General features: G+C 35.9%; 10 protein-coding genes. 4 read left to right on the top strand and 6 right to left on the bottom strand.

The window, feature by feature from the left end; all coding sequences use genetic code 11:
* Positions 1-410 precede the first annotated feature (410 nt).
* Both F6K23_RS06320 and F6K23_RS06325 read left to right on the top strand, forming a co-directional pair.
* Entirely contained in the window at positions 411-1478 is a 1068-nt protein-coding gene (locus F6K23_RS06320; protein ID WP_293152165.1) for a site-2 protease family protein, read from the top strand.
* A gap of 53 nt (positions 1479-1531) precedes the next feature.
* Positions 1532-1858 (top strand): hypothetical protein, encoded by a 327-nt coding sequence (locus F6K23_RS06325; RefSeq protein ID WP_293152168.1) that lies wholly within the window; start codon positions 1532-1534, stop codon positions 1856-1858.
* A gap of 368 nt (positions 1859-2226) precedes the next feature.
* Here the strand turns inward: F6K23_RS06325 and F6K23_RS06330 are convergent, their stop codons facing one another.
* The 4 genes from F6K23_RS06330 to ccsB form a co-directional block, all read right to left on the bottom strand.
* Entirely contained in the window at positions 2227-2799 is a 573-nt protein-coding gene (locus F6K23_RS06330; protein WP_293152171.1) for a rhomboid family intramembrane serine protease, read from the bottom strand.
* 778 nt (positions 2800-3577) lie between these two features.
* Positions 3578-5944, bottom strand: a complete 2367-nt coding sequence (locus F6K23_RS06335) for a DNA phosphorothioation-associated putative methyltransferase (RefSeq protein ID WP_293152243.1) — start codon at positions 5942-5944, stop codon at positions 3578-3580.
* Positions 5945-6829: 885 nt separating this feature from the next.
* A complete protein-coding gene (locus tag F6K23_RS06340) occupies positions 6830-7159 on the bottom strand; it encodes a KGK domain-containing protein (protein WP_293152174.1) in 330 nt (109 codons plus the stop codon).
* Positions 7160-7735: 576 nt separating this feature from the next.
* Positions 7736-8791: a c-type cytochrome biogenesis protein CcsB gene (ccsB, locus tag F6K23_RS06345; RefSeq protein ID WP_293152177.1), complete on the bottom strand. Its 1056-nt coding sequence runs from the start codon at positions 8789-8791 to the stop codon at positions 7736-7738.
* A 223-nt stretch (positions 8792-9014) separates the two neighbouring features.
* Between ccsB and F6K23_RS06350 the strand changes: the two genes are divergently transcribed.
* Entirely contained in the window at positions 9015-9203 is a 189-nt protein-coding gene (locus F6K23_RS06350; RefSeq protein ID WP_293152180.1) for a hypothetical protein, read from the top strand.
* Positions 9204-9710: 507 nt separating this feature from the next.
* Positions 9711-10637 carry a thermonuclease family protein gene (locus F6K23_RS06355; RefSeq protein ID WP_293152183.1) on the top strand — a complete coding sequence of 309 codons (927 nt, stop codon included), beginning with the start codon at positions 9711-9713 and terminating at the stop codon, positions 10635-10637.
* 897 nt (positions 10638-11534) lie between these two features.
* Here the strand turns inward: F6K23_RS06355 and map are convergent.
* Positions 11535-12302: a type I methionyl aminopeptidase gene (gene map / locus F6K23_RS06360; protein WP_293152186.1), complete on the bottom strand. Its 768-nt coding sequence runs from the start codon at positions 12300-12302 to the stop codon at positions 11535-11537.
* 659 nt (positions 12303-12961) lie between these two features.
* Positions 12962-14854, bottom strand: coding sequence for a mechanosensitive ion channel domain-containing protein (locus F6K23_RS06365; RefSeq protein ID WP_293152189.1), 1893 nt, complete (start codon positions 14852-14854; stop codon positions 12962-12964).
* Positions 14855-14867: the final 13 nt, after the last annotated feature.

Genomic DNA, 14867 nt, shown 5'->3' on the forward strand with positions numbered 1-14867 from the left:
CTGAGAACCTTTAGGGTTAGCAAATCCTTCCAAAGCAAAGCTCCTAATCAGGAGGCCAACTAATAAATAAAGTTACTAATTACTTAATAACCAAACATAACATAGGTAAGGAAAAAAATTGTCGATTTGCAACAAAATTGTCGATGATCGACAAAATTAATTTAATTTTTTAAACACGTTGCTGCTGAAAGTTACATCTCACAAACCATTCCCATAAAATCTAGTTAAATTCTACAGAAATATTTTTGATATTTTGTCTATTTTCGACAACAAGTACAAAAAACTATGCCATAATAGACAAAAATTTTTATATCTCTCTAGAATCAAATTAATTGTTCACAAATACATCAGTATATTCACAGTTTTTCAGTCTGAAAATTGCTTAAGTATTTTCTCGATTTGATAAATTTATGCGACTAAAATCAGAGGTGCATTGGATTCAACATCCAGATGGTTATTGGATATTACGCAATCCTGAATATCCAACGTTTCTCCAAGTAGATAATATTGATAAAAATGTCATTTGTCTGTTAGAAAAAATTCCAATACCTGCCATTGCTAATAAATACGATCTAACTATCCAAGACATTCAACAACTCTTACAAAAATTGGCAGCAACAGGTATGTTGTCAGGTACGGAACCTCCGCCGAAAAAGTTCTCTTTGGCGCAAATATTATTTTTCAAAATTCCTCTGTTTAAGCCTGATGAATGGTTAACAGAAAGTATAGATAAACTTCGTTGGATTTGGACGGCTGGTTTTGGATTTTTTCTCTGTTTTTTCCTCGGTCAAACAGTTTTTTTGTGGTTAGCTTATGCCACAGATATTGTTTCTGCTCATCAACAAGTTTGGGGAGATTTTACTACAGCTCCTACTAATTTATTAAAGTTAGGTTTTGCCACTATGTTAGTAATTTTTCTCCATGAGTTAGGTCATGCTTTTACTCTGAAACATTTCGGTGGAGTTGTGCCGGAGATTGGTCTATTGTTTATGTGTTTTATGCCAGGAATGTATACCAATACTTCTGACCAATATTCTTTGGTTAAACGGAAACAAAGAGTTTTAGTTGTAGCTGCGGGGGTAATAGTTCAAATAGTTATTTGGGCGTTAGCTTTGTGGTTATTATTAGCATCTCCTCCCCAGAGTTTGATGCAGCAAAATAGTTATTTATTGATGAGCGCTGCTTTGGTAACGGTGGTGTTAAATCTCAATCCATTAAATGCTTTTGATGGTTATTATTTGTTGGTGGCAATGACAGGAATTAATAATTTGAGGAAGCGATCGATCTTATTTTATTTTGATTTATTGCGCCGTCAACCTTCGCCTGAAAAGACTTCTGACCAAGCCATTTTAGCTATTTATGCACCTCTTAGTATTATTTATACGGTGTTGGTTTTGGGTTATATGTTGTGGTTAGTTGGGAATTGGATTGGGGAATTTTTACCAGCAATTTCGTCTTTTTCTTACTTTTTACTTTGAGGGCGAATGCCATTCGCCCCTACGATTTTTGACTTTCTTTGGAGTATCAATAAATGAAAATTAATCAATTTTTACAAGTAGTTGTGGTTAGCTTAATTTTGAATGTAGGATTTTCTGCTAGGTTACCTGTAGGAGCTTTTGTGATAAATTCTGACGATAATAATAGTAATTTAACTACCAATAGCAATTCTTCTGGGAGTTATAGTTTATCGCAATTTTTAACTCAAACATCTGAAGATTCTCAAAATTCTACTATCGACTGTAACCTCATAGATAAAGTTAAAGATTATGCAGGAACACCAGAACCTGCTGTAATTAGCGGGTTATTTTTTGTGGTAGGATTAGGTCTGTGGAGTAGAAGTAGGGGATTCAACAATTAATAATTAATAATTAATAATTAATAATTAACAATTACCTCTCCTTGAAAACGGATAGGATTAACGTGGTAGGGAAAATTTTTTCTTCTCTTGGTCGATTGGATATGGTTAGGTTACCTCAGCATCCCACCCTTCGGGAAGCTCCGAAGATCGACCACTTGTTTCTCCTTTAAAGGAGAGGATTGTTATCTTAATTATTCGGTAAGGGAGTAGGGGAGTAGGGGAGTGGAAAAAACTGTCATGTCTGGATAATTAGTGATGAAAAAAAACCAGAACTGTCAGTTGCATGGCTAATATTTTTGTAAGCATTTCCTGCGGACTGCTGCGCAAACAGCTATTAGCTGTCAGCTATCAGCTCAATTCTACTTTAACTATTTTTGTTTACGTTTACCCAAAAGTTGAGCTGCGAATATCCCACCCAAAAAACCAAACAAGTGTGCTTCCCAAGAGACATCAGGATCGGAAGGCAAAATACCCCAGATTAAACCACTATAAAGGAAACCAGCAGTTAAGGCGAATATTACTGATAAAACACTGAAGTCAAATAAACTTCGGAGTAGCAAAAACCCAAAATAACCAAAAATTAATCCACTTGCACCAATATGAATAGAATTAGGCGCACCGAAACACCAAATACCTAAACCACTAACTATTATAGTAATGATACTCACAAAGAAAAAATCACCAACTCCCCGTAACATGATTAACCAACCGAGAATAATTAATGGGGCAATATTAGCCATTAAGTGAGCATAACTACCATGCAGAAATGGAGCAAAAAAAATACCACTAAGTCCTATAGAACTTTGAGGATGAATTCCACCATAATAGTTCAATTTTCCTGCTAAAAATTCAGAATTAATAATTTGTACAATCCAAAGAATAGCAATAATACTTCCTAAAATCGTTACTTGGGTATTTATTTTTTCAAATAATTTATTCATTGGTTTCTGATGATAGTTGACTTATTCTTAACTATTTTAAACTATAGCGCTACGCGCAAGGAAACAGCTCCGGAAAGCAATAGGCAACGGGGGAATACAAAAGGGTTTGCTGCTTCTATTCATGTCATATCAAATCCGGTAGCATCGGTATAATTAGATGGTGAGTAGAGGAGTAGGGGAGTAGGGGAGTTAGGGAGATAGGGAGATGGGGAGATGGGGAGATGGGGAGTGAGAGAAATATTTGGTAATGGTTGAAGATGGAACATTTTTTACCGAAAAATTGTGGGTATGCGCCTCCCCTTTTAAGGGGATAATAAGCGGTCGTTTGCGCAGCATTCCGTAGGATGGGATGGCGAGGTCTCGGAGCCATATCCAATCGACCAAGAGAATAAAAATTTTCATGATTAGTCAATCCTATCCGTTTCCAAGGAGAGGTAATTATTAATTATTCATTATTAATTATTCATTATTGAAGTGCCGAATTAAACGGATTTGATATCAAACACCTTAATGGGTAGCGCTATATCAGACATCTGGTAGAAATTACACATATAGATAGATAGATGATTTTTTGTGTCTTTTTTGAGAAATTTCTTCCCTGTTCCCTGTTCCCTGTTCCCTGTTCCCTGTTCCCTGTTCCCTGTTCCCTGTTCCCTGTTCCCTGTTCCCTACTTCTACAAAAAGTCTATTCTTTTTCGGAGATGTCTATAAAACATCTTCAGTCAATAGCTTATTTATTCCTGATTTATAGCGCTACAAGAATTGGTTAGGAAATTTTTCAATCCTGTTGGCGGAGTGTTTCCGCACCGAAAGTCCTTTTACCGTTCCCTATTCCCTGTTCCCTAGCGCTACGCGCTATAGTTGTTTTTTTTCTTTCCCGCTTCCGAGTAGCATCAGCAGATTTTAATATTTTTAAGCGATAAGGGTCAACATTAGTGCGCCAATAAACACGATGACCTTTAATTTCTGTACAATTTTCTTCTAAACATTTGAGCCAACTAATTCGGTTTTGAATATTTTTCAAGTCATTTAAGAGTCCTCTATCTTCTTCTTGTTGTGTGAGTTTAGCAAATTTTTCATAGTCTGGATAATCTGGTGTTACTAAAGCATCTTTTCTGTGTAAAATTGGCGGATTATATTCATTTGTATAGCTCTGATAACTGACACTTAAATCTCGTAAATCAATGTTCATACTTGTGTGCAAAACTGGATGAGCTTCTGTATCAAAATCGGGATAAAACAAATAAGATATTATCGGTAGTTTTGTATTAAATTTAATGATAGTTGCCTCATTTAATCTACCAATTGTACGATTGGCACAACCTTCATAAAGCCGTAATAATGGATCGAGTTTTGCTACAGCAGAAACATGAACTAACAGAGAATTAGAAATTTTATAACCAATAGAACTATTTTGACAACATTTATTAATTAGTTCAGAATTACCCAAACTAAATAACATTAGATCAGCTAATGTACAGGCTTGCTTATAACTACCAAATAAAGCTTTAATATCATTTTTAACTACTGCTGCTAATTGGGATAATTTAGGACGGTTGCCAAATTTAGTCAAGGCTAAATATACTAATAAATCTTGGCGACGTTTATCAGTTATCTGCTCCCATTCTACAGAATCTGTAGCTTGCAAAATTACTCGAAATGCACGACGAAAACTACCAAATTCTGCAATTAAATCTGCCTCTTCAGCAATTTCTCCTCTGACCGGAAGACGACCGCGATCGCTCATAAAATTCATCAAAGGTATAAGCTGTTCTTCATAATCTACAAATTGCTGATTTTTGCAGTTAATTCTAGGTGTAGATAAACGAGTTTTTAATCGAGATGCTCGGAAGTTTTGCCCCTGTTTTTCATCTTTAAATACCAAGAAAATACCCAAATCTATAGGGATAGAATCTACATTTAAAACTTGGTCAATATAAGATTTTAATTCTTCTTGTTCATAATATTTCTGAAAAGTATTACGAGATGTAATTATGCCATCTCCATAAGCAAGTTTATTCTTGGTTTTCTCGTCATTAATTAATACCATAGCGGAAACAATTAAAACCTGTTTTGTCAATCCCCAAGCTTTAATCAAAGCTTCCCTACGTTCTGCTAAAGATTCAATTACATTAATTACATAACCAAGATTGACAACATCAGCAGATATACAAGTATTATTGGGCGAATAATAGGGGTCCCATCCTGCACTTTGATAACCTTTTTGGGCAATATGTTTAATATCCCCACCGTGACCACAACCATAATCAAAAAAGGTTGTACCTTCTGTAAAGAGATTTGCTTCTAAACCCAAACGTACTGGTTTAGAAATTTTTTTACGAACGATCGCTGCTTTGTGGCGTTCTATTTTGGGAATTGGTATTTCAATAGTATGTTGAATTACATGATGGTCTTTAATTTCAATTCCATGATTTTTTAGGTGTGTGAACCATCCTTGGCGAGTGCCAATTAAACGAGTATTATCTAACAGTCCTAATTTCACTTCAGCACTGGTCAGTTGAGCAAATTTTTTGTAGTGGGGATAGTCAGTATTCACAAAGGTTTCTTTGCGATGCAGCACAGGGGGGTTTTTACTATTTTGGTAGTTTCTATACTCAACTTTTCCACTATTCATGTTGATGGAAATGCTAGTTTTTAAAGCTGGATGAGGGTCGGTATCGAAATCTGGATAGTGGAGATAAGAAATTGTGGGTTTATCAAAGTTAAATTTAATTAATGTGGTGGTTTTTGCATCAGCTTTCTGCTGAGAAGTTGCTTTGAGATATAAACGATGAGCTAAATTTTCGTAGAGTTGTAGTAAAGGATGAAGTTGTGCTAAGGCTGAGATATGAATATAAAAAGCGGTTGGTAATTTTTTGCCTATTTTGCTTTGTTGACAGTATTTTTTTATTGCACCAGATTGGTAAATTTCTAGGAATATCTGGTTAGCATATTCACAGGCAGATTGATAAGTCAAAAAATACTTTCTTATCCCATCTATAATTGTCTGAGGTAGGTCTGTTTCTAATTTTATTTTGGGTAATATTTGGAAGTCTTCTATATTTAAAGCCAAATATAGTAAAAGTTCAGAGCAACGTTTTTCTTGAAAATTATCTTCATCTTCCATTGCTAAAATATCTCTAATGCTATTTGGATAAATATTTGCTAGAAATCTCTCTTTCCTGTTTTATATCAAAATTAGGTATTATATCATGTTCGCTAGAACAGTTATCATTAGGCTCGTAGTTGGGCTTGAGCAATTATAGTAAGATTTTCTGGGCTAAAGCCCTACTACAAACAAAAATTTTATTATAAGTAATTATCCGAACATGATATTAGGTGTTAGGTATTAGGTATTATACCAACCGTGGAAAAAGAATGTTACAAATAATAAGGACAGTTAAAAGACACATGCAAGAGATGTCCCTTGGAATAAAAAGATAAATTATGACCTAATAAATGGTATTAAAGCTATTCATTCTGACTCCTGAGCACTGAGGACTGACTCCTTAAGAAATAACCTAGTTATTTGTAGCAAATATTTATCAAATTGGTATTATACCAATTTTATGTGAGGTGGCACAGAATTATTTTTTCCTTCTGCCTTCTGCCTTCTGCCTTCTTCCTTCTTCCTTCTTCCTTCTTCAATAACTTATCTATCTCGATCTACAGTCAACCTCGATATATTGTTCTATGCAACTTCTGATGAATTTGGTATTAAACTACAAAAAATTTGTTTTCTACTCCCTATTTCTTATTCCCTGTTCCTTACTCCAGAAAAAAAATTATATCTTTTTCACGCCTATGTCTATTAGAAATCACCAATAATAAAAAATAAAATCCATTATCGCACTCTTATTTATCAATTCTTTCCCCCTACTCCCTACTCCCTACTCCCTACTCCCTCTTTTCTGGAAATGTCTATTAGAAATCACCAATAATAAAAAATAAAATCCATTATCGCACTCTTATTTATCAATTCTTTCCCCTTACTCCCTACTCCCTTTTTATTAAAAAAATAGCTTTAATATTAACTCCACATTCCTACATTCTGTGGCTGTTCATCAGAAGTTAGTATGGAGTAAGCTGAGGATTGAGAAATAGGATCGACAGCTTCATATAACTCTTCTTCAGTTTCTGTAAAAAATTCTAAACGAAATTTTACTTTTCCTTTTCTCCAATAATCACCAGGTCTTAATAATTGACATTCTAGCCCATCATCAAATAAATTTTCCGACTCCAACCTAGCCAAAATCATCGTTATATATTCACTGACTTGAAATGTACATTGAAACATCAAAAGACTAGCACTTGTAGACAAAACATCATCATTATTTAGTAAAGTCACTTCAGTTTCCATATTTAATTATCCTAGATTTATTTTTAACGAAGAAAGGAAGTTAATTTAAAAAGTGATTTAAAAAACGAGAATAAGAAATCTTATTACCTACATTCCGCACTTCAAAGCCTAGTATAAAAGGCAATTAGTCAGTAGTAATTATTCATCAATCATTAGTCAGTAGGGTAATGATGCTGGCTAATTATCTGGCTCCATCAAGTATTTATGCTTAATTTATTCCTCATATAGCAATGTGCGCTGGCATATTTACAAATTACAGGAGGTGTCCAATAGCTAAAAGTCTTACATTATAAGCTTTTTATCCCCCCAGATGAGCTGTTGCCTATTGCCTGTTGCCTGCACACAGCGCTATAATTTTGCTCCCGTCTCAGTTAAATTATGAGGACTTATAGAGTATAAATACTGAGCAACCCACTGATGTTTGTGGTACTTTTTATGTGACAAACTGACCTGTAGAATCTGAGTAATAATAACTGCTTCCTACTCCCGACTCTTTACTTTCCTCCTTTCTCTTTATTCTTCCTTTCTTACTGAATGCTGCGCCTTCATTTCTCGTAGCTAAACGAGTAAAGCAATTTAAAAAAACCATCCATAGGAATGTAAACCTTTACCCAAAAGATTTACTCCTAAATAACATACCCAGACTACAACAAATCCGGTAGCAGCCAAAATAGCAGGTCGTCGTCCTTGCCATCCTCTAGTAATACGGGCATGGAGATAGGCCGCAAATACCAACCAAGTAATCAAAGCCCAAGTTTCCTTCGGGTCCCAACTCCAATAAGAACCCCAAGCTTCATTTGCCCAAACTGCTCCAGCAATAATCCCAATAGTCAGCAAAGGAAATCCTAAGCCAATAATACGATAACTAATATTATCTAAAGTTTGGGCAATACTCAAACGTTGAGGAGAAAGAGTTACTTCTGTCTCAACTGCTTGAGTAGGTCTAGCCATTTCTAAGACAGCAGTTTGCCTGTGGCCATTTGTTGTAGATAGAGGAGAAGATTGATGGTTGTCCTCAATTTGATTCAGACTAGCTCCCTCTGTTTGAAGTGGCAAATTTTTTGATAGCTTCACAGAATGATTGTTTCTATAAGAACGAGTGCCAAAGGAACTACCAGTAAGTTCTACTTTTTGGCCACTGGTAACAATGAGAAAAGCGATCGCCAGTAAAGACCCCACCATCAAAGTTGCATAGCTCAACATCATGACACTGACGTGCATCATCAACCAATTAGATTTTAGAGCAGGCACAAGAGGTTCTGATAACTGCATACCGGAGGGCAAAGTTAGGGCCGCAAAAGCAGTAATACCCATTGCCAAGGGAGATGTAAAAACTCCCACCAGGCGACTTCCACTCATATTTTCGGCTATGAGGTGAATAGTAGTAAGTCCCCAAGTCAGGAAAAATAGAGATTCGTACAAGTTGCTAATGGGAAAATAGCCAGCTTCTAGCCAACGTGCCCCCAATAGGGTTGCAATACAAAGATTAGCGATTGCTATTCCGGTAGAACCCAAGACCGAAAGATAGGGGATACGAGGAAAAGCGGCACCCACCCAATAAATTAGCATTGTGGCAAACAAGATGGCAAACGAGATATTGTCCAATGAATTTTGGAGTCTGACTAGATCCATTTATTTTTCTCCGATGATGTATTTCGGTTTATTTATATTCTCGATCCTAACGACTATTGGCAAGGCGCACGAAAATATCAAGTATTTTAGTATAGCTATCTATATATCGAGACTGAATATTAATCTAAAATAATAATCACCCAATTGGATGAACCAGTTGAAGGATGTGGTTTTTCAGGAGTTAGGAGATGATGAAGTTGTAGATAACTAAGGGTCTTGAATCATGTCTTATCTCAACTTCAGCCAAGTCAACACTAGAAACCAAGAAGTTTATTCTCAGCTTTCAGAAGCAATTTATTTATTAGATATAGCAAAGCAAGCATCAGAAGATGCCACAGCTCTTCATTCAATTCAAACAACTATTGAACAATTAATTAATTTACGAAATCGTGTTGGTTCAGGAGAGCTTTGAATCGATAAAATACCTATAAAAAAAATTTTATTACACCAATTCAATTTTGGTGGAGTAAGGCAGATAATAATATGATTATACAACAAGTGCCAAATTATTCCTGCCTTTCCCCGTTTTAATCTTTTATAATTATTGATAATTTCAGGTTTAAATCACTTATTAAACTGACAAAAGATCGTCTTTATTCTGAATCGCAAACCACACATTTTTTACGATCTAATATAGCTAAACAATGCCTTAATAACTATTTTCTATTTCTACTTTACCTATGAAAAATTGACTCACAATCTGGTGTAGTATTAGGAAGAAACTTGAGACTGAAAACTTGACTTCAAGATATTCATTTAGACACTCATCATCAAATATACAAATTAATTAATTTTGCGTCACTACTTAAACATCTACTCCCTAAACACAAGGTCAACTCATACATTTACTTTTTTACTGATTCAATGTAAAATTCTATATTATTTTAGTTGAACGGAAAATCAAGAGCGATCGCCGATTATGAAATCTCAAATTTTAACTATAAAAAAAAAAGGCACAACAATTCAAAATATTCAAGTTACAAAAGTAGTTGATGGTGACACAATCAAAGTTTTATTAAACGATCAGCGAGAATTTATCAGAATGGATTATGTTGATGCTGAAGAAAGCTATTCTGAATATTCTAAACCAGTTACAGACATGGGTAAAGCTGCATCAGAAATGGCAATAAAATATTTCATATTACCTGACGGTGAACTTGCTCAAGTCGATCTTGAATTTGATACAGACGACCCTGTCGAAAATTGTTTAGAAAAATATCGCGACCATCAAGGTCGTTTAATAGCTTATGTAAATAAAAATGGAGAAAACTTTAATATTAAACTAATTAGAGAAGGCTGGAGTCCCTATTTTATTAAATATGGGAATTCTAGACTTTATCATCAAGAAATGATAGCTGCAGAAATAGAAGCTCAAGCTAATAATCTTGGTGTTTGGAATCCTCAAGTAAATCGAGGTAAACGTAAAAGAAATTATAATTTGCTAGTACCTTGGTGGTCATTAAGAGCTTCCATTGTAGATAATTATCGTACCTATGGAATTGCTTCTGGAGTTCTAGAAGTTAGATTAGATTTTCCCAAGATTTTAGCAGCAGCAAAGGCTGAAGAAGATGTAACAGTTTTCTATGATTTACAGGGAGGAGTTTCTAAGTGGTTAGATAATGGTGCTTTAATTTATGATGGAACTAAAGACCATCGTTTAAAATTATGGATTCCAAATACTAATACTGAAGAAATGAAGCCATTATTACAACTATTAAAAAATCGTTACTTTGGTTTAGGTAGAGGATATGTTTATATCACTGGGCAACTACATATGTATAGAGATAAACCAGAAATTATTCTTTCTGGAATAAACCAATTATCAGATTTTCCACCTACAGTATGAGGGGGTTAACGAAGTCAGAAGTCAGAAGCGGTGCGACCCCGCGACGACGCCAGCTCGCTTGCGGAACGCGCACTCCTGTGAGTCAGAAGTTATTTTTGTAACGGGGATTTGAGCAACTCTCCAAAAATATTTGGCCTTAAAAGGCGGGGTTGCGCGACCCATATTATTTTGATAAAAACTATGATTTTAAGCATTCAGCTATTAGTTGATGGTCATTTCAGTTATCAGTTATCAGTTAATAGTTAACAGTACCTCCTATTGTTTGCGCAGCATTCCGTAGGAAAGCAGAAGGCTTGAAATACTTAATTTTCTTTTCTCTTGGTCAAGTAAGATGCTTGAATATTATCTTTTACTTATTCACATTGAGGCACTTTTAAAATTTTAGGACTACTAATTTATTTGACTGGGTATAGAAGTTTAATAAATAAGGGCGTATTCATTAGACATCTCCGAAAAAGATATAGGTTTTTTGCAGGAGTAGGCAACAGCTCATCTGGCAACAGGCAACAGGTAAGATATTTTTACGAAAAAGGTACGAAAAAAGATTTTTTAGGGTGAATTTTTTGTATCCTTAGCCTGCTCTAATTAAAAGATTTATTTTCTGGAGATGTCTATTAAAAAAAGTAGTAAAATTGACCGTTAATACCATGTTCGGTAGAACAGTTATAATTGCTCATAGTTGGGATTTAGCCCTAATACTTAAGTATTGCAGAGGCTAAAGCCCAACTACAAACAAAAACTTTATTATAAGTAATTATCCGCAATTCGCAGCTCTCTTATAAGGGGCTAGGGTAGCTCCCCCGGAGGGGCACATGATATAATATCTGAATGATTAACATATTCTTCAACTTTTATTAACCATTCAGCAAACTTTTTATCTGATAATTATTATTTATCTTAGCTTTCATATTGAGTTAATATTTCTACCCCTGTTTCAGTAACAGCAACAGTATGCTCAAATTGTGCAGATAATTTACCATCCTTAGTAATAGCAGTCCAACCGTCGTCAAGTACCTTTGCTTCCCAAGTACCTTCATTAATCATCGGTTCAATAGTAAATACCATTCCAGCTCGCAACTTTTTCCCTTTTCCTCTGGTACCATAATGAGGAATCTGTGGTGCAGTGTGGAAAATATTGCTCACACCATGACCAACAAAATCTCTAACTACAGAAAAACCTTCTGCTTCAGCATATTCTTGAATAGCAGCTCCAATATCCCCAATTTTATTTCCAGGTTTAACTTCAGCAATGCCTAAATACATAGATTTTTCTGTAACTTCAACTAATTTTTTAGCCAATGGAGAAGGTTCACCTACGAAAAAAGTTTTAGAAGTATCCCCATGATAACCATCAAGAATTGGAGTCACATCAATATTAATAATATCTCCCTCTTTTAAGATTTGTTTTTTGTTCGGAATACCGTGACAAACTACCTCATTAATACTGGTACAGATAGACTTAGGAAAACCGTGATAACCAAGGGGAGCGCTACGAGCGCCATGAGCTTGCGTCCAACGTTCTGCTTCTTCATCTAATTCTAGAGTGCTTACCCCAGGCTTGACAAAAGGTTCAAGATAATGTAATAATTCTGCAGCCAAACGTCCTGCCCGACGCATTTTTTCTATTTCTCTTTTTGATAATAAAACGATAGTTTCAGTTGCCATTGGTTATTTAATTCGTCCTGCAAGCTATATGGTTGATAGACATAGCTTACTTTAGCACATAAATAATGACGGAGGAGTCAGGAGGACGGAGTCAGGAGTCAGTAGGAAAAAAGAAGAAAGTTTTTTCTCTTTTTATTTTGGGTTTAATATAGAATCCGGTTATACAGTATATGTTTATAATTCTATCCACACTTTCGGAGCCTTCAATCTCTCGACCTCCCCTTCTCCCCACACTCCCCACCCTCCCCACACTTCCCACCCCCAAACATAAGATAAGTATTCAACCGGATTTTATATAATACCCCACCGTCTACACGGTGTTGACAATTGGTTAGGGTTTGAGTCCCCATCCATTTTTTCTTCCTTCTTCCTTCTTTCTTCTTCCTTCTTCAAGGCTAATTAAGCGAACATGATATAATCATTAAAAATCAAAAATTAGAACATAACGTTGAACCTATCCCACTATTTTTAACAGGCTTATTTGTTGAAGTAAAATATACTTTAAAAGCTTAATTTTTCGTTTTTAACTCTCAAAATATTTAGAGTTTTTAGCAAAAATATTATTACTAGGATAGGTTCAATTGTTTGGGGTGATCAGACACGGGTGTGGCAGGTCATTGACTATCCTCATGCAATTGACCTTCTGCCTTCTGCCTTCTTCAAGGTGTTTCATTTGTTGCTGGAAAATCATCTGATGTCTCATCATCATAAAAGCGATAAAACAGAGGCTCATCTTTAAAATTATGTTCGTCTAAAACATGGTGAATTATGCCCTGTTGTAACATTAATTGACCCATTAAAATAGCTTCTTCCCTAGTAGCTCGTTCGTGAGTCATTAACCACTCTACCGCATCCGACCCAAAAAAGACATTTTGAAATTTCTTAAATTGAAATTTGCGGTCTTTGATAGAAACTCCGTTAGCTCCACGCATGGCAGTGGCGATCGCCTCCCAGTCGTACTCTTCTTTGATAGCAGGTGCTTCGATAGATGGAATTTCTTCAGGTTGGGGTAGATATTCTACAGGAGTTTGCGACCGCAACCAAGCATAGATTTCTGGGTCGAGGTCTTTGAGATGTAAGTCTTGTTGAGGACGAGCTACTTCTACTCCATACTTTCGCAAATATCTTTCTATCTGGTTATAGAGGTGGGTTCTCACCTTTGGTTGCTTGAGAGGGTCGCGGATAAAAGCTACTACCCGAAACTGTAACCCATCCTCTGCATATTCCCGAAATTTAACTTTGGGAGGTGGATGACGGAGAATATCTGGATGTTCTACTTGAGCTGAAGCAAGCAAAACTTTGTAGACAAAATCAATATCTGTTCCATAAGGAACTTTCACATAAGCTTTCACCCTAGTTATACCACTGCGGTTCCAGTTGAGGACTTCCCCTTCAATAAAGCGAGAGTTGGGAATGGTAATAATATAGCGCTCGATATTAGAAATGTCAGTAGTTCTGGCACCGATGCGTTGGACTAAACCTTGAAATTCTCCAACTTGAACTAATTCTCCAACTTTGACCGGACGAGCGACAATTAAAATTAATCCACAAATAAAGTCTTTAACAATATTTTGTAATCCAAAACCAATTCCCACTCCGAGCGCTCCAAGCAAAATAGCTAGAGACTGAAAGTCTACTCCTCCAGCATTAAGAATTAAGACCGCTCCTACAGAAAGCAGTCCGTATTGGACAAAAAAAGCGATCGTGTCTTGGTGGCTGCGTTCAGCTTCTGTAAGGGGGAGGAAGCGAGATTTGAGGATACTCACAAACCAACTTACCCCTACCCAAAGTGCGACTATAGTTAGGGCGATCGCTAATATTCTGGTTAGGGAAATGCTTTCTTCTCCCAGTTTAAACATTCTAGAATTAAATGTACTGTCTAGAAGTTTGAAAGCTTCATAAAACCAAGCTCTAGTTATGGGAAATAGTTGAATTCCATACTTGATAAATGTTGCCCATACTCCTACTTGGAATAATAGTAAACCTAATAGTTGTGAGGAGTGCCAACGTTGAGGATTTTTAATTTTCTGACGTAGAATATAACGAAATAGTAATACCAAACCCCCCTGAAGCGACAGGGCGATGATCAAAGCAAATATTAGCTTTTTGACTGCCGAGCTCGTATAGCTTGGTGTTAGTTCCTGCCAGCATAGTTCTAAACCCTGCTGGAGTTGTTCCTGCCACATTTGTGCCTGAACCTCTGAGTACATAGAATTAAGGCCATCCTCTTCTGCCAATTGCACTAAGAAGCGGTTATTAACTTTCAAGACTATATCTCGATCTGAACGAACTATTGTTATCTCCGGTGGTTTTTCCTGGTCAATACTTTCAGCTAATGCTGACTCCAGAGTTGATGTGATAAATGTAGCTCGTTCCTGAGCTGTGATATTTCCCCACGGGCCAACTTCTAATAATTCTCGACCATTTAATACCACCGGAGCTTTTACACTTATTGCATCTTCTGCTAGGACGGGAGAGAATAGAAATATTGATAGTAAACAGATGCACAATGCCAGAATTAACCTAAACCCATATTTTTGAAGTCTTGACATATAGCACAAGGAA

Source organism: Okeania sp. SIO2C9 (genome assembly GCF_010672455.1).
In the GTDB taxonomy this organism is placed as follows: Bacteria; Cyanobacteriota; Cyanobacteriia; order Cyanobacteriales; family Microcoleaceae; genus Okeania.